The sequence below is a fragment of the Geobacter sp. genome (assembly GCF_030834625.1).
In the GTDB taxonomy this organism is placed as follows: domain Bacteria; phylum Desulfobacterota; class Desulfuromonadia; order Geobacterales; family Geobacteraceae; genus Geobacter.
Window position 1 is genome coordinate 23,806 of sequence record NZ_JAUQXO010000032.1, and the last position, 15,144, is coordinate 38,949.

Sequence of the window (15,144 nt, forward strand, 5' to 3'; positions counted from 1 at the left end):
GGTAATAAAGGATTAGAATTTCAGCTTTTCAATTCACTGAACTCATCCGCATCCACCGTCTTCTTTCGCCGGTGGAGATAGACCACCATGGCCAGGGCCAGGGAGACCTCGGCGGAGGTGAGGGCCATGATGACGAGGGAGAAAACCTGGCCGTCGGCCATCCCCCACCGGGCGGCGCCCCCCACGAAGGCGAGCATTGCGGCGTTGAGCATGACCTCGATGCCGATGAGGAGCATGATGAGGTTCATCCGCCAGACCAGGACGCAGACGAGCCCCAGGGCAAAGAGGATGCCCGCCAGGATCAGGACGTGCTCGAAGGGGACGATCATGGCGTGGGGCTTCCGTTATTTGGAGGTAGCATCCTTGACCGTTTCCTTGGTCTTTTCGGCGGCCTTGTCGATGGCCTCCTTGCTCTTGTCAACTGCCTCGCCTACCTTTTCCCCGGCTTTCTCGGCGGCCTCCTTGCTCTTCTCGGTTGCCTTTTCGAGCCCTTCCCCTGCCTTTTCAACTGCCTTGTCGACCTCTTTTCCGGCCTTCTCGGCCGGACCTTCCTTCTTGGTGCAACCGATCGCCGACATCGCTACCACGGCCGCCAGCAGAACAACCATTCCCTTGAGATGTTTCATTGTATTCCTCCTTGAGTGTTGTTTGCCGGGATCGTTGCCCGGCTCGCCTGTTACTGTCGTTTTTTTGCCAGATAGAGCGCTCCCACGAGCGCAAAGAGAAGCTGCATGGAGATGACCTCCACCGCCACGCCGTAGGTGCCGAAGAGGGTCAGGGCGAATTCCTTGACGCCGATGGCCTTTCCCGTCGCCGACACCACCGGGGCGCGGGAGGCGAAGAGGGTCAGGGTTGCCGCCAGGGTCACGGCGCCGAGGGCCAGGGCCGGCCACCAGTCACGGACGCCCGGGAGCCGGGCCCGCTCAGGATGCCCCAGGTCGAGCATCATGATCACGAAGAGGAAGAGGACCATGATGGCGCCGGCGTAGATGATCACTTCGAACACGGCCACCACCGGCGCCCCGAGCATGAAGAAGATCACCGCCAGGGAGAAAAAGGACGTGACAAGATAGACGATGGCATGCACCGCATGCTTCTCGGCGATGGCGAGGACCGTGGCCATCACCGTCACAACGGCGAGAGTGTAAAAGATTACCGGTTCCATGTCGGATTAAATCTACCACATCGATGATGAATTGCAGAAAAAAAGGACGCTCCCGGGTATTTCCTGCCCGATGAGCGTCCCCTGATTTTTCCCTCAAGAAAGGGCGTCAACCCGATGATGCTACTTGTAGTAGCCCACCGCGCAGACCTGGTCGTCGACCTTCGTGACGAAGCTCACCTTGGCAACCGGGTCGGTGCTGCCGGGACGCGGCCACATGTAGGAAACCTCGCTGATGGTCCCCTCCTTGGCAACGGCATACATCTCCTCGCCGAGGGCCTTGCCCGCCTTGTCCTTCAGTTCTTTCAGGCTCTTTCCCACCAGCTTTGGATGGGCGGTGAAATTGCCGTCGGGCCCCCCGCAGAAGGGATAGAGGTCACGGTCCTTGAAGCCACCCTCTCCCTTGGTGAACTTGGCGAGGGCGTCGGCCTTGTCGGCCTTGACGGCGGTCACGGCCTTCTCCAGCATGGCCTTTGCTTCGGCGGCGGTGCCGAAATCACCGGCCACGGCCTGGGATGCCACGGCAAGGACCGCCATGGCAGCGACGGCAAACAGACGGAAACGATTCATACGATTCTCCTTTCTCTTTCCCTGAGATGAAGCCCTTGAAAAGGGCGCAAACCACTGTATCTCCGCACTATGACCAGATGGTGTGATGCATGGCCGAACGAAGATGCAACCGATAGATATCACAGAGAATGATAATTGTAAACCGTTGTTTGAAACACGTGATTACGGTTTCTGCCGTCGCGGCATGGGGAAGAGTTCTGCGTCCTCACGGCATCAGTCCCCGTACGTCCACCGGCTCCTCCTCCCGCTCCCCCGCGCCCCGGGGCTGGGCGACGCCGATGCCTGCGTGGCGGTAGAAGTTGTAAGCCGGGTCCTTGCCACAGCCGTCCATGAGGAGGTCTTCCTTCTCGTAGACCAGTTCCATGATGTCCCGCTCGCAGATCTCGTAGTCGGGGGTCATCTGGATGGCCAGGGTGGGGCAGGCCTCGGCGCAGAGGCCGCAGAAGATGCAGCGGGAGAAGTTGATCCGGAACCACCGTGCGTAACGGCGGCCGTCCTCCCCCTCTGCCGCCTCCATGGAGATGCAGTCCACGGGGCAGGCGGCGGAGCAGAGGTAGCAGGCCACGCACCGCTCGCCCCCGTCGGGGTCGCGGGTGAGCACGATCCGCGCCCGGTAGCGGGGGGCGGGGGTCCGTTTCACCTCCGGGTATTCGATGGTCACGCTCTTGCGGAAGATATGCTTCCAGGTGACGAAGAGCCCCGTGGCGATGGCTTTGAAATCCGTAAAAATGGGCATAGGTGTAATGGGTGGGGCGAGGCATGCCTCGCCCCTACAGCACGTTTACGGGATCAGGCGGTGACCGCCTTGCCCCGCTGGGCTTTCCTGATCACATCAAGGGTATCGGGGTGTCCGTTCGCTTCCGCATAGGTCAGGGCCGTGTTGCCGAGCTTCATCTTGGCCATGGGATCGGCGCCGGCCGTCAGCAGGTCTTCCGCGCACTCGTTGCATCCGTAGTTGGCCGCCAGCATGAGCGGGGTGTGCCATTCGATGTCCCGGGCGTCCACCTGGGCCCCCGCCTCAAGGAGTGCCCTGATGGCGGCCGCCTGGCCGTTGGCCGCCGCATAATGGAGGGCGGTCTTTCCCTTCTCGCTCTTGGCCTCCAGATCGGCGCCGCGGCTGAGGAGATCCTTGATCGTCTCAACATCCCCTGTCTTTGCCGCGTCGATGAGCGGCGTGTGCCCGTGCTTGTCTTTGGTATTCACGTTCTCAACCATGACACGTCCTCCTTTGCTGTGTTGCGTGAGAGTTCATTTCTCCGGAACAATGACCAGTAGTGCGCGTGTGTCAGACCGTGATGCGATATGCGGACTTCCCGTTCCCCCCCTTTCCCGTATAAATGTTCGGTGCGCTCCGTCACAGGAGCATCAGTACCCATCCAGTTACCAGAATGTTGACCAGGGCAAGGGGTGTCAGCACCTTCCACCCCAGGTGCATGAGCTGGTCGTAGCGAAGCCGCGGCAGAGTCCCCCGCATCCAGATGAAGAGGAAGGCAAAGGCGAGGGTCTTTGCCGAGAACCAGACGAACGGTGGAAGCCACGGCCCGTGCCACCCCCCCAGAAAGAAGGTGGTGGCCAGCCCGCCGAGGACGATGACGTTGATGTACTCCCCCACGAAGAAGAGGCCGAAGCGCATCCCCGAGTACTCGGTGTGGAACCCGGCCACCAGCTCCCCCTCCGCCTCGGGGATGTCGAAGGGGATCCGCTTGCACTCCGCCGCGATGCTGATGAGAAAAATCACGAAGGCCAGCGGCTGGCAGACGATGAACCACATCCCCTCCTGGGCCGCAACGATGTCCGAGAGCCGCAGCGACCCCGCCAGCATAACCGTCGGCACCAGCGCAAGCCCCATGGAGAGCTCGTAGGAGATGAGCTGGGCCAGCCCCCGGATGGAGCCCAGGAGCGCGTACTTGGAGTTGGACGCCCACCCCCCCAGGGCCACCCCGTACACGGCGATGGACGACAGCGCCAGGAAGAAAAGGAGCCCCACGTTCAGGTCCGCCACCTGGAGCGGGATCTCGCGGCCCAGGAGCGTCACCGGCGCCCCGAAGGGGATCACCGCAAAAGTGAGGATGGCCGGAATAGCCGCCATGGCCGGCGCCAGGTAGAAGAGCCACTTGTCGGCCCCGGCGGGGCGGAAGTCCTCCTTGGTCAGGAGTTTGATGAGGTCCGCCAGGGGCTGCAGGAGCCCGAAGGGCCCCACCCGGTTCGGCCCTTTCCTGTCCTGGATCCAAGCGAGCACCTTCCGCTCGGCGAAGACCAGGTACGCCGCCAGGGTCAGCACCACGAAGAAGATCAGAGCGATCTTGGCCAGGTGGATTGCTATGTCGAGGGTGATGGGTGACATGATAGAGAGGTTCCGCCTTAGTGATCCCCACTCCCGGTGGTTGTCCGACTCTGCCGCGATTGCAGCCACCTCTTCAAAGAAAGCTGACTCTCCCCAGACGCCCTGCCGGCCAGCAGGCCTTCGACGCTGATGTCTTCGTCAATGTCTCTCCAATGGATTCCCACGCCATTGCCGATGAGTCTCCAGTTCTCTCTTTCCTTCGGGGTGGCGAGCTCCAGTCGCGGATACCAGCCCAAGGGGACGGCAATGCTTCTTCCGTCACTCAGATCGACCGAGAGCGTGTCTTCGGTTATGTGGATATCAACGGCAAAGGGAATCTGCATCTTAACAGCCGAAATACTCATCCCACGCCTCCATCAGTTCTTGTTGGTTTTCAGCGATGATAGCCCGAATCCTTGTCAGCTCCAATCGATTGAATCTGCCACTGGTCTGTAATCGGACAGGGTCGAGCCAGAATTTAGCCACATTGTCTTCTCGCTCGACATGGATATGTACTGGCTCATCGCGGTCGCTTGCATAAATAAAGAAACGATATGGTCCCACTCGCAAAATAGTTGGCATTTCCCAGCTCATTTCATGACATGTTTGATTATATGCTGATTGACTCAACAAATTAACTACGTCCCTGCAGGATTCCCCGTCCCTGCAGGATTCCCCCGCTTGTCCCCTTTCCAGGGCATCTACGCCTTCTTCACAAACTCCGACTTCAACTGCATGGCGCCGATGCCGTCGATCTTGCAGTCGATATCATGGTCGCCCTCGACGATGCGGATGTTTCGCGCCTTGGTGCCGACCTTGACCACCGATGACGAGCCTTTGATCTTCAGATCCTTGATCACCGTGACAGAATCGCCGTCATTGAGCATGTTTCCGAAGGCATCGCGCACGACGCGGCTTTCCTCCGGGCTCACTGCCGGCCCAGCCATCGGCCATTCGTGGGCGCATTCCGGGCAGACGTACATGGCGCCGTCTTCGTAGGTGTATTCCGAACTGCATTTGGGACATTTGGGTAAACTGCTCACTATTGCTCCTTTTGGGGGTCAGTTAATGGTTTCCGTTCTCTTCCATGCCGAGGATGAAATCGGTCATGGTCTCATCTCTCTTACGCCTGTCGCAGCTTTTCAAGCCGCTTGGTCACTTTCAGCCGTTTTGCAAGAGCATCGAGCAACTCCCTGTCGTATTTGGACTGTTCCACTATCCTCGCCGCGTCGAGCAGATCCTGAGGACCACCGGCCTTGAGTTTCATGACGATGAGGTACTCTGGAGCGAGCACCCTCACCGTTTTCCCCATGAACTCGATTCCCACCGCGCGCTGCACCGCCTCGGCCTCCCATTTCTTCGTGGCGATGATGCAATCGAGCGGAATACCGGCAATTTCTGCTGTGACGAGCAGAGGCACCGGATCGTCCACACCGCCGCGGTGGACCTGAAATTCGATCCCCTTAGCGCGAAGCGCCTCCGTGAAACTCTCCAGCCCCTTGTCGTGGGCCACCAACACGAGGATGTCGATATCCTCGGTCGCGCGGGGAGTAGCCCATACCGAGACGGCGAGTCCGCCGACAAGGGCGTACCCGTCGATGCCTCCCGCCCCCCACAACGATTCGAGAACGTCTATGGCTTGGTGAAACTCACTGATCACAGTGTGCTTCCCCCTCGGCGGCAACAGCCTCCCTGCCACTCTCCCTGAGGGCGTGGCACAACTCGGAAAGTTCAAGGGCACGACGTAGGCGCTCGCCCGGTGTGAGGGATTGCGCTGCCTCGTCGAGTTGTTTCTTTCGCGCGGTCATGACTGCCGAAGATGCCATTCAGGACTCCGAATTCTCTTGTTTATCAAGTGCTTCCTCAAATACAGCCTGTAACCTTTTCAGCGATGTAACGGCGCGGGGGCGCACCAGCGGCGCAGATTTATCGCGCCGGCTGTGTGCCGCCACCTTGTTGGAAACCTGGTGAATTCGTTTACTGTTCAATTTGTTGCTGACTTACAAGAGGATAGTTTTCTGGATAGAGAATGCTGTTTACATCCAGATCAATATCCAGTTCAGGCCAGTAAAGGTGGTTTTCTGAAGGCATTTCGACATGCAGGATTTTCTTTATTGATGCTTCCTGAAACCAAGGAAAATGCTCAAATGCCAGAAACATTTCCTGATCATCAATCAGCATCCAGATTCCATTACACGAAATGTTAGTAACTTCAGCTGGGAAAATGTTGTTGCCACGCTTTGCGGATTTCATTTTGATGCTCCTTTATGAGGCCGTCAGCCTCGTTAAGTTCCCTCATTGAAAGGCCGTGATTCTGCGCGATCTGAATTTCTGGCTCTATCCAGAATTTTGCTTCTCCGTTGCTTGACTGCACATGAATATGCATTCTCGGCTCTTCTCTGGAAAAGAAGTAAAATCGAAAGCCGGCTTCGCGGAATACTGTTGGACTCATAGTAGACTACCCCATAACGAATTGAATTTGCTTAGCCAGCTTGCTGGATTCCAAATTTCTCAACGATGTATTTTTCAAGGTCTTTCGGGATTTCATCATACTCTGACTTGTGAATCCGTTTTGACTCAAAATCAATTTTGACATCTTCCACGAATTTAGCAAAGTCTCCATTCTGCTCGCAAAGCTTATTGATGGTCTTTGAGTGGCCCCTATAGTCAAGACAATAAACCGTCGAGTTTAAGGTGGTGCCCGGTCGCGCAGCTGACCGGCGCTGCCCCAGTTTTGAGCGTGGTTTTACGCTCAACAAATTTGTCCACGATTCTTGCTCCGCCGCCGCTGGCCGTTCGGTAGACCTGAATCGGCGTACGGTTGCCCAGCGACTGATGAGGCCGTTCAGTGTTGTAAAACTCAAAATACTCCGTCAGGCCCAACTGTAATCCAAGCATGTCGACGTACCCTTTCAGGTACACATCCTCGTGCTTGACGCTTCGCCAGAGCCGTTCTACGAAGATATTGTCCAGCGCCCGACCGCGTCCATCCATGCTGATTGCGATGTCGTGTAACTTCAGGACGCCGGTAAAGGCATCGCTTGTGAACTGGCAGCCTTGGTCAGTATTGAAAATATCCGGCGTGCCGTAGGCCCGTAGCGACTGTTCCAGGCAGTCAACACAGAAATCGCTGTCCAAGGTGTTCGATAACCGCCATGCCAGCACTTTCCTTGAGTACCAGTCGATTACTGCCGCCAGATAGGCAAAGCCGCGCGCCAGGCGGACATACGTGATATCGGTACTCCAGACCTGGTTGGGCCGTATCACATTCACGCCTCTGAGCAGATACGGATAAATCTTGTGCTGAGGGTGAGGGAGGCTGGTTTTGGGTCCTGGTGCCATGCCAGCCAGCCCCAAGACCCCCATTAGTCGCTGGACCCGCTTACGGTTGACCAGATGCCCGGCTTTGCCCAGATGCACCACCATCCTGCGGCTGCCATAGAACGGATGACGCGTATACTCGGCATCAATCAACGTCAGTAGCTGTAACTCCAGATCATCCGATACAGCGGCCAAATGTGGGGCATACACCGTGGAGCGGGCGATGCCAGCCAGCGCGCATTGCCGGGTGAGGGCCATGGGGTCCAGCAGGCTAACCCAGTGCCTACGATCAGTTATTGGTCGATCCCGGACTTTTTTTTGAGCCAGTCCAATTCCATCTTCAGTCGCCCGATCTCGGAGTAAAGCCGCTCCGGGCTGGATGACGGATCTTCAGGCTTTGGGCCGCGCTTGGTCTCGAATATGCTAGGCGCCTGCGCGAGGAGTTCTCGCTTCCATTCGCCGACCTGAGTCGGATGGACACCGAACTCCTGGGCGATTTCGTTCACAGTCTTGACGCCTCGGATCGCCTCAAGAGCAACTTTCGTCTTGTACTGACTGGTGAAGCTTTTGCGCTTCCGTTCACTCATTGCCTGCTCCTTTTTATCGCAGGCACCATCTTAAACTATTGTCCTGAAATTGGGGTCCACTATATCTCCCAGTCGAGAAAATCTTTCCCGCGTGCAGGGTAAAGAACTTTGGAGCTATCAATATCGCTCAAATCCAGGTTTATGATGCCGATGTCCGGCTTTTCAAGCGTAAAGCGACCGTAGACGTACCCGACCTCAGGATCAACCCTTGTGTTTGGCGTTATTGGCGACGTATATGTTGCACATCCTATTAATAGCTGTACAAGCAGACCCCCGAAAAGTGACCTTATTAAACTTAGTGTTCATACACTCTTGACCTCCTTCCCGAAACTGGACCGGCTAAAAATGGAGATTTCCGGCTCCCCTTAGAATTATACTCAACACTTTAAATTTATGTGGTGCAATAAGTGGTTCAACGGCTGAGGGTTCACCGGCACTCCGGGCCGGTGTAACCCGTTGGTTATACCCCGCTTTTCAGTGGGGTGAGAAAGGGGTAGAAATGCAAGGCGATATGGTTTCAACGGTGGTAATTGTTCTCCGCAATGCGACACTCGACTACAGGGATAGTCTCGCTTCAGCAGTTTCTCAGTCTCTCCGAGAATATCCCTATCATTCCCCCAATCTCACTCCTCCCCCCTCCGGGTCAAGCTCCCGCAGCAGCTCCCACCGTCCCTCAAAGGGTTCCGTCACCGCGTCGCCCCCTAACCGTTCAACCAGTTCCGCCACAAACCGCCAGGCAGGGCGCAGTTCCCCTCCGGGAGGAAAGCTGCGGTGAACCCGGGGCGGATGGAACGGCGCCGGCTTGTCGGGGGAGGCGTGGTAGCGGGCCGGGAGCCCCCGGATGGGGAGGCCCGGCGCCATGACCTTCCTGAACCGCTGGGCCCGCCCCTCGTTGTTGACGTAGGTGCCGTCCGCCTCCACCCAGGCAGCGGTGGGGAGGACCACTTGGGCCCGCCGGACCGCCTCCGTGGGGAGCCAGTCGGCGGCGACGACAAGGGGAACCCGTGCCAGCACATCCGCCGGGATGTCGGCCTCCACGGCGAGGATCCCTTTCACTTTCCCGGAGGCCATTGCCTCGGCCAGGGAAACCGCGCCGTGCTCCCGCGCCAGGAGCCCCGCCCCGAAGGCGTTGGGACCGGGAAGGAGGCACGCGATCCGGGCATCGGCCCGGGCAAGTATCTTGATGGCGGCAGGGGTGTTGTTCCTGGTCCCACAGATGACCACGGGCCGCTCGAATATCCCCAGGGGAGCCTCCTCTAGGATGCTGAGCTCTATGGCTTCGATGGAGACGGCCCGGGCCTGCTCCAGGGGGGAGTGTTTGCCCACCAGGAAGACCGGCGCGCCGTTGCGCCATGCCTGCCGGACCGCCAGAAGCATCATCGGCCCCTCGTCCCGGAGATCGCAGTCAACAATGGTAACACAGTCGGCCTTCCGAACATCGGCCATGGAGGCGGCGTTGCCGTCGGTCAGGAGGGATACGGCCGCGGCGACCCGCTCTCCTTCTTCCCTGTCGGCGAAGTAGCAGAGGTTACCCGCCCCGAGAAGTTCGGCCAATCGCGCCAGAAGGAGGTTACCCTCCAGCGCAAGCCGGGGGGAGCCGACCACCGCCAGGCTCCCGGGGCCGTACAGTTCTCCCAGTTCGGCGATCCGCACCATGAGGGTATCGAGGGCTGCGTCCCACGGGACTTCCTTCCCGTCCACCAGCGGCACCCGCGGCCGGGCCAGGTCGTTCACCGGGGCGTTGGTGAACCGCCCCCGGTCGCAGATGAAAGGGCCGTTCACGGCGGGGTTCTCCCGGGCCATGGTTTTGAGGAGCTCCCGGTAGCGGGCCGCCGGCACCGTGTTGCAGCCAAGGGAACACCAGGGGCAGACCGAGGGGGCCATTTCATAATCCCAGTAGCGGGCCCGGAAGCGGGCGGTCTTGTCGGTGAAGACCCCGGTGGGGCAGATGTCCACGAGGTTTCCCGAGAAGGGGGACTCCAGCTTCCCCTCCTCGAACCGGCCATAGTAGACTCGCCGGGCGCTCCCCATGACGCCGAAGTCGCTCCCGCCGGCATACTCCTGGTAGAAGCGGACGCAGCGGTAGCACTGGATGCAGCGGTTCATTTCGTGCTCGATGTACGGCCCCAGGTCCTGGTTCACGTGGGTCCGCTTCCGTCCCTCGAAGCGGCGGATGCCGTGGCCGCCGGCAACGGTGTAGTCCTGCAGGAGGCACTCCCCCCCCTCGTCGCAGACGGGGCAGTCGTGGGGGTGGTTGGTCATGAGCCACTCGATGACGAGGCTCCGCATCTTCACCGCCTCGGGGTCGGTGGTGGAGACTACCATGCCGTCCTGGGCCGGGAGCATGCACGACATCTGGATTCCCTTCACCGGGCCGTCCAGCATCTTCACGGCGCAGAGCCGGCAGGCCCCCACGCTCCCCAAGGCCGGGTGGTAGCAGAAGTGGGGGATCCAGATCCCCATGCTCTTGGCCGCTTCCAGGACGCTGGTGCCGGCGGGGACCTCAACCGGTATGTGGTCGATGATGAGTTTCGGCATTGTCACTCACTGAGCCGGAAGGGGGTGGGGGGCGTCCTCCCCTGCTTCCGGGCAAACTTGTCTTCATACATCCGCAGGTCGGCCACCCGCAGGGCCTCTTCCACGCTTCCCTTCAGCTCTGCCGTTGCCGTTCCCAGGGAGAGGCTGACGACGAAGTCCGTTGCGTGGCAGTTCACCTCCCCCTCGCACTCCCTGATCCGTTCCAGCACGGTAGCGGCCGACGCGGCGGTTGTGTCGGAGAGGATCACGGCGAATTCGTCGCCGCCGATACGCGCCACCACGTCGTCGGCCCGAACCCCGTCCTTCAGCACTTGGGCCGCCGCCTGGATCAGGCGGTCGCCGGCAGCATGCCCCTGGGTGTCGTTCACCTGCTTCAACCCGTCCAGGTCGGCCACGATGATGCTCACGGGGTAGTGCCGGCCCCGCTCCAGGCGCTCCATCTCCTCGGTGAAGTACATCCGGTTGTAGACGCCGGTGAGGGGGTCGTGGATGCTCAGGTGGCGGAGCTGCTCTTCGGTGCGGCGCTTCTCCCGCAGGGCGTTGATCATCTCGTTGAAGGCGATGGAAAATTCCCCCAGATAGTCGACCCGCTGGTTCAGGTCTCCGGCGGCGATCTGCTTGGCCTGCCAGGTCAGGTGCCGCAGGTTCGCATGGAGCTGCTTGTAGGGGGCGACCAGCTGGTTGCGGGGGGGCGGTGCCACGTCCAGGTTGCCGTCGGCCAGGGCCAGGATGAATTCCTGAGATGCGGCAAAGGCGGCAACCAGTTGGTTGACCGCTTCGACAAGGGGGTGCAGATCCGCCGGCACGCCGTCGGCCGGCGCCAGACCCTCCGCCTGCCCTTCCGCCAGGAGAGCGGTGAGGCGGTCGGTACAGGCACGGATCAGTTCCCGCTCCCGCTCATCCATCAGGCGTCCTCCCCTGCGGGCCGCGCTTCGAAACGGCAGGTCCGTTCGCCGCTGGCCCAGCAGTCCACTTCCTTGACGATGAATTCCTTGCCGGTGTAGCACTGAAGAATCCCGGCGATGAACCCCTCGTCGTACTCGCAGACCGTCTCGCCCGTTACCGGCAGTCCGGAGCAGTCCAGATCCTCGCAGACGGTCAGGACGATCTCAAGCGTTGCCAGGTCCGCCTTCTCGATGCGTAGGATGCCGATCCCCAGCTCCCGGAGCTTTTCCTGGAGATCGGCAACGAAGCCGTTGAAGTCGAGGCTTGTGTCCAGGAGGTTGCGGCAGAACTCTGTCCCGGCCAGCTTTCCCGCCTCCAGGAAGACCTCGTTGGCGGTCCCCACGTCGAAGCGGGTGGCGATGACATCGCGCAGGGTATACTGCATCAGCCGGTAGACGGCGATGCTGGTGCTCGCGCCGAGGTTTGGGCGACCGAGGGCCACGTCCCCCAGATCCTTCCACTGAAAGTGGTATCGGTCGCGCTCATGCTTGAACATTCGGGTTCTCCTTGGTTACTCATTCTCTCCCGGGCTGTCTGCTACAGGATGATCACCCGGGACGGCTCCTCCCGGTCGTACTGGAGCGCCATGATGAGGCTCCCCCAGCCGAGGGTGATGATGATGCCGATGCCCAGGAGCACCGCTCCCACGGCCATGAAGATGCCGCCCACGAGCACCGCCAGAAGCCAGCCGACCATATCCCCCTTGATGGCTTCCAGGCTCCACCGGAAGGCGTCCATGAACTTCATTTTCCGGTCAATGATACCGTACATGCCGGGGGCCACCACCACCGACAGGACGAACCCCGCCACCTGCCCGATGACCGGCACGTGGTTCAGGGCGAACTGGGCCACGATCACCAGGAGCAGATAGACGAAGAGGTCGCCGAAGCAGTCCCAGGCCCGGAAGATGTCCCCCACCTCGGCCTTCTGACCCCGTGCCACCTTGAGCACTGCCCGGGTGTAGCCGGCGAGGAATGCCACGTTGGCGACGGGAATCCACCCCACCAGCACGAAGACCAGCGACAGGACCAGGAGATTGCCGAAGTTTCCCGTCCAGAGCCGCGTGGCCCGGGTGACGAGGCTGCCGAAGTCATCGGCCGGTGTCCTCATAACTTTCCTCCAAAGGGGCAGCGCCCCAGCACGATATGCTCCCGGATCTCATCCTCGAAGAGCCGCAACAGCCCCTCCACCGGCCCCATGGCGCCGGGGGCCAGGGGACAGAAGGCATAGTTCAGATACTGCACGTGCTCCCGGAGGATGCCGATGTGCTCCTCCCGCCCTTCGCCAGCCTCGATCCGGGCCAGGACGTCCTGCACGAAGGGGAGCCCCTCCCGGCAGGGGGTGCACCAGCCGCACGACTCCCGGGCGTAGAAGGAGACCAGGTTCAGGGTCGCCGCCACCATGCAGGTACTCTGGTCGAAAACCACGATGCCGCCGGTGCCGAGCCGCGACCCTGCCTTGGCCACGGTGTCGAAATCCATGGGGACGTTCCAGTGTGCCTTGGTGAAAAACGGCGTCGACGCCCCGCCGGGGATGCACGCCTTGAACTCTCGCCCCGGGAGCATCCCGCCGCAGGGGCCATCGATGATCTCGCCCAGGGTCATCCCCAGCGGCAGCTCGAAGCAGGCGGTGTTCCGCACGTGACCGCTGACGCAGAAGAGCTTGGTCCCCGCCGCTTCGGGAATCTTTGCCAACCCCTTGAACCAGGCTGCGCCGTTTGCCACGATTGCCGGGATGTTGGCCAGGGTCTCCACGTTGTTCACCACCGTGGGGCGCCCCCACAGCCCCTTCACCGCCGGGAAGGGGGGTTTCGCCCGCGGGTTGGCCCGCTTCCCCTCCAGGGCGTTCATGAGGGCCGTCTCCTCGCCGCAGATGTAGCGACCCGCCGATTGGTGGACGTCCAGCTCAAGGGAGAAGTTGCTTCCCAGGATGTTCTCCCCGAGAAGCCCCGCCGCCTTGGCCTCGGCGATGGCCCGGCGGCAGTTCTCCGCCGCCTCCTCGTAGCCGCGCCGGATGAAGATGAAGGCGTGGGCCACGCCGATGGCGTAGGCGGCCAGGGTCATCCCCTCAATGAGGGAATAGGGGTTCGCCTCCAGAAGCACCCGGTCCTTGTAGGTGCCGGGCTCCATCTCGTCGCAGTTGCAGATGAGGTGGCGGGGGCCCGGGATGTCCCGGGGGACGAAGGACCACTTCTTCCCGGTGGGGAACCCGGCACCGCCGCGGCCGCGCAGGTTGGAATCGATCACCACCTGCTGGACGTCGTTGGGCGACATGCCGGAGAGCGCCTTCTCCAGTGCTCCGAATCCCCCCTCGGCCCGGTACTCGGCAAAGGTCACGCACCGGCCGGGGCGGTTATGTCGGAAGAGGACCTGTTCCATGAACGATATGTTTTTTCCCGTAGGGGCGGCCCCGTGTGGCCGCCCGGTTCAGGGCAACCACACGGGGTTGCCCCTACCCGAGTATCTCCTTCAGCGCCACCGCGTTGTTGTGCTCCTCATCCTTGGCCGCGAAGAGGAGGGTCACCGTCCCTTTTTTCGTCAGCCCCCGCAGTTGGTCAAGAAACTCCGCCTTTGCCTCCAGCTCCCGCCGGTACCGCTCCCGGAACTCGTCCCACCGGGCCGGATCATGGCCGAACCACTTCCGCAGTTCGTCGCTCGGTGCGATCTCCTTCAGCCACTCGTCGATCCGGGCCTTCTCCTTCGCGATTCCCCGGGGCCAGAGGCGGTCAACGAGGATGCGCTTCCCGTCCTCCGCTGCCGGTTCGTCGTATATCCGTCTGATTCTGACCATGACCTCACTCCTCCGTGACAGAAAGCGCCTGCCGCTCCGCCGTCAGGATCTCTTCGGCCCGCGTCGGCGTCACCCGGCCGTGGAGGGTGTCGCCGATCATCAGGGTGGGGGCCTCGCCGCAGTTGCCGAGGCAGCAGCAGGGGAGGAGCGTGAACATCCCGTCCGCCGTGGTCCCCCCCGGCTCGATGCCGAGCGTCGCTGCCAGGTGCGCCATGAGGCTCTGGCCCCCCACGGCCCAGCAGGAGATGGAATCGCAGACGTGGACCACCCGCTTACCTACGGGACGGCGATAGATCATCTCGTAGAAGGTTGCCAACTCCTCCACCTGGAGCGGCGTCAGCCCCAGGAGCTCCGCCGCCTCGATCACCGCCTCGTCGGTGAGCCAGCCGTAGTGCCACTGAAGCTCCTTCATCACGTCCACCGCCGCCTCGCGGTTGGTGACGGCATGGGCGACGCGGGATCGAAGTTCTTTTTGCAATTCTTCCGACACCATCGATTAAACTCCCCCTCCCCTCGCGGGAGGGGGTTGGGGGGTGGGGGAAGCTAGTTCAAGGCAACTCTGTCTGATCACGGTAAGAACCCCTTCGATATTCTCGAAAATGTCATTGTTCCAGAATCGCAAAACCCTGAATCTGTTGCGACAGAGGCAAGCCGTTCTTTGCTCATCATACTTCAGGTTGTCCGCATGTTGACTGCCATCGAGTTCAATGACGAGCTTGGGAGAATATGCCACAAAATCGACGATATACTCTTCTATTGGCTGCTGCCTCCGGAATTTGACCCCTTCAATCTGGCTGTTGCGCAAGTGACCCCACAGGATGCGTTCAGCATCCGTGGCATGATTGCGAAGATCTCGAGCCCTATCGTTCAGTGCATGACGTGGTTTCAATGTTGCTTCCCCCACCCCC

At 60.8% G+C, this 15,144-nt stretch carries 22 protein-coding genes and 1 pseudogene; all 23 read right to left on the reverse strand.

From position 1 onward, the window contains the following. Nucleotides 1-20 precede the first annotated feature (20 nt). The 23 genes and pseudogenes from nuoK to RCH91_RS21445 all read right to left on the reverse strand — a co-directional run bounded on the left by nuoK (nucleotide 21) and on the right by RCH91_RS21445 (nucleotide 15,140). Nucleotides 21-329, reverse strand: coding sequence for an NADH-quinone oxidoreductase subunit NuoK (gene nuoK, locus RCH91_RS08760; protein ID WP_306534254.1), 309 nt, complete (start codon nucleotides 327-329; stop codon nucleotides 21-23). 15 nt (nucleotides 330-344) lie between these two features. Then, entirely contained in the window at nucleotides 345-626 is a 282-nt protein-coding gene (locus RCH91_RS08765) for an Rv0909 family putative TA system antitoxin (protein ID WP_306534255.1), read from the reverse strand. A 50-nt stretch (nucleotides 627-676) separates the two neighbouring features. Then, a complete protein-coding gene (locus RCH91_RS08770; protein WP_306534256.1) occupies nucleotides 677-1,165 on the reverse strand; it encodes an NADH-quinone oxidoreductase subunit J in 489 nt (162 codons plus the stop codon). 120 nt (nucleotides 1,166-1,285) lie between these two features. Beyond that, entirely contained in the window at nucleotides 1,286-1,732 is a 447-nt protein-coding gene (locus RCH91_RS08775) for a cache domain-containing protein (protein ID WP_306534257.1), read from the reverse strand. Nucleotides 1,733-1,937: 205 nt separating this feature from the next. Further along, nucleotides 1,938-2,468, reverse strand: a complete 531-nt coding sequence (nuoI, locus tag RCH91_RS08780) for an NADH-quinone oxidoreductase subunit NuoI (RefSeq protein WP_306534258.1) — start codon at nucleotides 2,466-2,468, stop codon at nucleotides 1,938-1,940. A 53-nt stretch (nucleotides 2,469-2,521) separates the two neighbouring features. Further along, a complete protein-coding gene (locus tag RCH91_RS08785; protein WP_306534259.1) occupies nucleotides 2,522-2,947 on the reverse strand; it encodes an ankyrin repeat domain-containing protein in 426 nt (141 codons plus the stop codon). A gap of 139 nt (nucleotides 2,948-3,086) precedes the next feature. Continuing rightward, on the reverse strand, nucleotides 3,087-4,076 hold the full coding sequence (gene nuoH, locus RCH91_RS08790; RefSeq protein ID WP_306534260.1) for an NADH-quinone oxidoreductase subunit NuoH: 990 nt from the start codon (nucleotides 4,074-4,076) through the stop codon (nucleotides 3,087-3,089). A gap of 17 nt (nucleotides 4,077-4,093) precedes the next feature. Then, on the reverse strand, nucleotides 4,094-4,420 hold the full coding sequence (locus RCH91_RS08795) for a DUF2442 domain-containing protein (RefSeq protein WP_306534261.1): 327 nt from the start codon (nucleotides 4,418-4,420) through the stop codon (nucleotides 4,094-4,096). Next, entirely contained in the window at nucleotides 4,401-4,637 is a 237-nt protein-coding gene (locus tag RCH91_RS08800) for a DUF4160 domain-containing protein (RefSeq protein ID WP_306534262.1), read from the reverse strand. Before RCH91_RS08800 ends, RCH91_RS08795 begins: the two co-directional genes overlap by 20 nt. 119 nt (nucleotides 4,638-4,756) lie before the next feature. Further along, nucleotides 4,757-5,098: a zinc ribbon domain-containing protein YjdM gene (locus tag RCH91_RS08805; protein WP_306534263.1), complete on the reverse strand. Its 342-nt coding sequence runs from the start codon at nucleotides 5,096-5,098 to the stop codon at nucleotides 4,757-4,759. Nucleotides 5,099-5,178: 80 nt separating this feature from the next. Beyond that, nucleotides 5,179-5,715 carry a nucleotidyl transferase AbiEii/AbiGii toxin family protein gene (locus RCH91_RS08810; protein ID WP_306534264.1) on the reverse strand — a complete coding sequence of 179 codons (537 nt, stop codon included), beginning with the start codon at nucleotides 5,713-5,715 and terminating at the stop codon, nucleotides 5,179-5,181. Further along, nucleotides 5,705-5,881, reverse strand: coding sequence for a hypothetical protein (locus RCH91_RS08815; protein WP_306534265.1), 177 nt, complete (start codon nucleotides 5,879-5,881; stop codon nucleotides 5,705-5,707). The genes RCH91_RS08810 and RCH91_RS08815 overlap by 11 nt, the downstream gene beginning before the upstream one ends. 151 nt (nucleotides 5,882-6,032) lie before the next feature. Beyond that, nucleotides 6,033-6,308: a DUF2442 domain-containing protein gene (locus RCH91_RS08820; protein WP_306534266.1), complete on the reverse strand. Its 276-nt coding sequence runs from the start codon at nucleotides 6,306-6,308 to the stop codon at nucleotides 6,033-6,035. Continuing rightward, nucleotides 6,268-6,507, reverse strand: coding sequence for a DUF4160 domain-containing protein (locus tag RCH91_RS21440; RefSeq protein WP_373694376.1), 240 nt, complete (start codon nucleotides 6,505-6,507; stop codon nucleotides 6,268-6,270). Before RCH91_RS21440 ends, RCH91_RS08820 begins: the two co-directional genes overlap by 41 nt. Nucleotides 6,508-6,812: 305 nt before the next feature. Beyond that, nucleotides 6,813-7,963 (reverse strand): annotated as a pseudogene (locus tag RCH91_RS08825) (IS3 family transposase); the annotation flags it as partial. 609 nt (nucleotides 7,964-8,572) lie between these two features. Beyond that, nucleotides 8,573-10,501: an NADH-quinone oxidoreductase subunit NuoG gene (nuoG, locus tag RCH91_RS08830; RefSeq protein ID WP_306534267.1), complete on the reverse strand. Its 1,929-nt coding sequence runs from the start codon at nucleotides 10,499-10,501 to the stop codon at nucleotides 8,573-8,575. Between the two features lie 2 nt (nucleotides 10,502-10,503). Further along, a complete protein-coding gene (locus tag RCH91_RS08835; protein ID WP_306534268.1) occupies nucleotides 10,504-11,406 on the reverse strand; it encodes a GGDEF domain-containing protein in 903 nt (300 codons plus the stop codon). Beyond that, nucleotides 11,406-11,942 carry a V4R domain-containing protein gene (locus tag RCH91_RS08840; protein WP_306534269.1) on the reverse strand — a complete coding sequence of 179 codons (537 nt, stop codon included), beginning with the start codon at nucleotides 11,940-11,942 and terminating at the stop codon, nucleotides 11,406-11,408. Before RCH91_RS08840 ends, RCH91_RS08835 begins: the two co-directional genes overlap by 1 nt. 41 nt (nucleotides 11,943-11,983) lie before the next feature. Continuing rightward, complete coding sequence (locus RCH91_RS08845; protein ID WP_306534270.1) at nucleotides 11,984-12,556, reverse strand: zinc ribbon domain-containing protein; 573 nt, start codon at nucleotides 12,554-12,556, stop codon at nucleotides 11,984-11,986. Next, the gene (gene nuoF, locus RCH91_RS08850; protein ID WP_306534271.1) at nucleotides 12,553-13,824 is read right to left on the reverse strand and encodes an NADH-quinone oxidoreductase subunit NuoF; all 1,272 of its coding nucleotides are present in this window, start codon (nucleotides 13,822-13,824) and stop codon (nucleotides 12,553-12,555) included. The genes RCH91_RS08845 and nuoF overlap by 4 nt, the downstream gene beginning before the upstream one ends. A 73-nt stretch (nucleotides 13,825-13,897) precedes the next feature. Next, on the reverse strand, nucleotides 13,898-14,236 hold the full coding sequence (locus tag RCH91_RS08855; protein ID WP_306534272.1) for a DUF488 domain-containing protein: 339 nt from the start codon (nucleotides 14,234-14,236) through the stop codon (nucleotides 13,898-13,900). Nucleotides 14,237-14,240: 4 nt separating this feature from the next. Then, on the reverse strand, nucleotides 14,241-14,729 hold the full coding sequence (gene nuoE / locus RCH91_RS08860) for an NADH-quinone oxidoreductase subunit NuoE (protein ID WP_306534273.1): 489 nt from the start codon (nucleotides 14,727-14,729) through the stop codon (nucleotides 14,241-14,243). Nucleotides 14,730-14,732: 3 nt separating this feature from the next. Further along, the gene (locus tag RCH91_RS21445; protein WP_373694377.1) at nucleotides 14,733-15,140 is read right to left on the reverse strand and encodes an endonuclease domain-containing protein; all 408 of its coding nucleotides are present in this window, start codon (nucleotides 15,138-15,140) and stop codon (nucleotides 14,733-14,735) included. Between the last annotated feature and the right edge of the window lie 4 nt (nucleotides 15,141-15,144).

Coding starts and splice junctions, on each gene's coding strand:
- RCH91_RS08775 (WP_306534257.1), bottom strand. CDS start 1,732: ATGAATCGTTTCCGTCTGTTTGCCGTCGCTGCCATGGCGGTCCTTGCC.
- RCH91_RS08800 (WP_306534262.1), bottom strand. CDS start 4,637: ATGCCAACTATTTTGCGAGTGGGACCATATCGTTTCTTTATTTATGCA.
- nuoI (WP_306534258.1), bottom strand. CDS start 2,468: ATGCCCATTTTTACGGATTTCAAAGCCATCGCCACGGGGCTCTTCGTC.
- nuoE (WP_306534273.1), bottom strand. CDS start 14,729: ATGGTGTCGGAAGAATTGCAAAAAGAACTTCGATCCCGCGTCGCCCAT.
- nuoF (WP_306534271.1), bottom strand. CDS start 13,824: ATGGAACAGGTCCTCTTCCGACATAACCGCCCCGGCCGGTGCGTGACC.
- nuoK (WP_306534254.1), bottom strand. CDS start 329: ATGATCGTCCCCTTCGAGCACGTCCTGATCCTGGCGGGCATCCTCTTT.
- RCH91_RS08820 (WP_306534266.1), bottom strand. CDS start 6,308: ATGAAATCCGCAAAGCGTGGCAACAACATTTTCCCAGCTGAAGTTACT.
- nuoH (WP_306534260.1), bottom strand. CDS start 4,076: ATGTCACCCATCACCCTCGACATAGCAATCCACCTGGCCAAGATCGCT.
- RCH91_RS08770 (WP_306534256.1), bottom strand. CDS start 1,165: ATGGAACCGGTAATCTTTTACACTCTCGCCGTTGTGACGGTGATGGCC.
- RCH91_RS08795 (WP_306534261.1), bottom strand. CDS start 4,420: ATGAGTATTTCGGCTGTTAAGATGCAGATTCCCTTTGCCGTTGATATC.
- RCH91_RS08785 (WP_306534259.1), bottom strand. CDS start 2,947: ATGGTTGAGAACGTGAATACCAAAGACAAGCACGGGCACACGCCGCTC.
- RCH91_RS08835 (WP_306534268.1), bottom strand. CDS start 11,406: ATGGATGAGCGGGAGCGGGAACTGATCCGTGCCTGTACCGACCGCCTC.
- RCH91_RS08765 (WP_306534255.1), bottom strand. CDS start 626: ATGAAACATCTCAAGGGAATGGTTGTTCTGCTGGCGGCCGTGGTAGCG.
- nuoG (WP_306534267.1), bottom strand. CDS start 10,501: ATGCCGAAACTCATCATCGACCACATACCGGTTGAGGTCCCCGCCGGC.
- RCH91_RS08815 (WP_306534265.1), bottom strand. CDS start 5,881: ATGGCATCTTCGGCAGTCATGACCGCGCGAAAGAAACAACTCGACGAG.
- RCH91_RS08855 (WP_306534272.1), bottom strand. CDS start 14,236: ATGGTCAGAATCAGACGGATATACGACGAACCGGCAGCGGAGGACGGG.
- RCH91_RS08840 (WP_306534269.1), bottom strand. CDS start 11,942: ATGTTCAAGCATGAGCGCGACCGATACCACTTTCAGTGGAAGGATCTG.
- RCH91_RS08845 (WP_306534270.1), bottom strand. CDS start 12,556: ATGAGGACACCGGCCGATGACTTCGGCAGCCTCGTCACCCGGGCCACG.
- RCH91_RS21440 (WP_373694376.1), bottom strand. CDS start 6,507: ATGAGTCCAACAGTATTCCGCGAAGCCGGCTTTCGATTTTACTTCTTT.